Below are 1,388 nucleotides of genomic sequence, written 5' to 3' on the forward strand. Positions count from 1 at the left end.
GGGCGCCGCCGTCGTACTCCGCGCTCCCATCAAACGGCTCAGGCGTCTGCCGTGCGTCCCGCGGCGAAGGAGGACAGCGCGCCCGTCTTCGCCAGGCCCCTGACCGCCAGCCACGGCAGCAGCCCGGCAATCACCACGCCGGACACGGCCGCGAAGCCCACGTAGGCGAGCTGCCATTCGGCGGCCCACAGCATGTTGTAGAGGATGTTCTCGCTGATCGACAGCGCCAGGCCTGCGCCCAGGCCGGCCAGCAGCGCCACGCCGAGATTGAACCTGCGGTACAGGAAGAGCAGGAAGACGACCTCGGCGCCCAGGCCCTGGATCAGGCCGGAGACCAGGACGGTCATGCCGAAGCTCGTGCCCAGCAGCGCGGAGACAACCGCCGCCAGCATCTCGCAGTAGATGGCGGCGCCGGGCTTGCGGATGATCAACCCGCCCAGCACGCCCGCCATCAGCCAGCCGCCGGTGTACAGCCCGGCGGAAGGCGGGAAGGCTATGGTCAGGCCCTCGATCAGCGGCCAGCCCGCCGACCAGGCCCAGAAGATGACGCCGACGGCCACGGCGACCACCGAGGCGACGACGATGTCCACGACCCGCCAGCCGTACCGCTGCTTCCGGGCAGGGGTGGGTGTGGCGGGTGCATTCGAAACGGTACTCATGGAATCCTCCTGGTTGCAGGAGGGGAGGGCGGCCACGCGGCGCGCCCCGAGAACTCGACTCCCTTCGCCGGTACTAACCGGAGCAGGTTCGAGGGTCTGCGGTCTGTCCGCACTCTCAGCGTCCCTCCCGGTCTCCGGTGTGCACCGGCCGGTCGGACGCTCCCCTGTCGTCACTAGATGCTGTCTGGCAGCATGTACCAGTCTACACTCGCCCGCAGCGGCGGGGCATTCGGGCGCAGACCCCGGGAAAATGCACGAGGGCTTACGGCCCCGGCGGATGCCGGGCAGTAGGCTGGGAACCGGAACAGCAGTTGAGACGGGGCTGCGGCCCCGGAAGGGAGCGGGCATGAGCGTTGTGTTGAGGCTCTTGGGCACACTGGTGAGTATCGGCGCGGGCCTGGCAGCCAGCCAGCTGCTGGGGCTTGTCTGGAAGATGGTCACCGGAAAAGATGCGCCCAAGAGCGACGATGACCTGGAGAACAGCCTGCGGGCGGCGGTGGCCTTCGCCGTGGTGTCCGGCACCGTGGCGCGGGTGATCCAGGTGCTGACCAAGCGCGCCACCGCCAAGGCGGTCATACGCTACGACAAGACCCGGGAAATGGTCTAAGCGGTCCCTTGAGGATTCCGAGGGGGGACGGGCCGCGGGCCCGTCCCCCATCGCGTTCTGGTCCCGGCCGCCGACGCCCGCCCGCGGCCCGGTCCCCTTGGCCGGCAGGTTACGGAGCGTCC

General features: G+C 69.6%; 2 protein-coding genes and 1 riboswitch. Of the genes, one reads left to right on the plus strand and one right to left on the minus strand.

Going from position 1 to position 1,388, the window contains the following annotated elements; all coding sequences use genetic code 11:
- Window positions 1-38: 38 nt before the first annotated feature.
- The gene (locus AC5RV2_RS17975) at window positions 39-659 is read right to left on the minus strand and encodes an ECF transporter S component (protein WP_494000707.1); all 621 of its coding nucleotides are present in this window, start codon (window positions 657-659) and stop codon (window positions 39-41) included.
- 42 nt (window positions 660-701) lie between these two features.
- Window positions 702-835: riboswitch (TPP riboswitch) on the minus strand.
- Window positions 836-1,005: 170 nt separating this feature from the next.
- Here AC5RV2_RS17975 and AC5RV2_RS17980 point away from each other — a divergent pair.
- Window positions 1,006-1,266: a DUF4235 domain-containing protein gene (locus AC5RV2_RS17980; protein ID WP_494000708.1), complete on the plus strand. Its 261-nt coding sequence runs from the start codon at window positions 1,006-1,008 to the stop codon at window positions 1,264-1,266.
- The last annotated feature ends 122 nt before the right edge of the window (window positions 1,267-1,388 follow it).

Source organism: Arthrobacter sp. Y3225116, assembly GCF_059091245.1.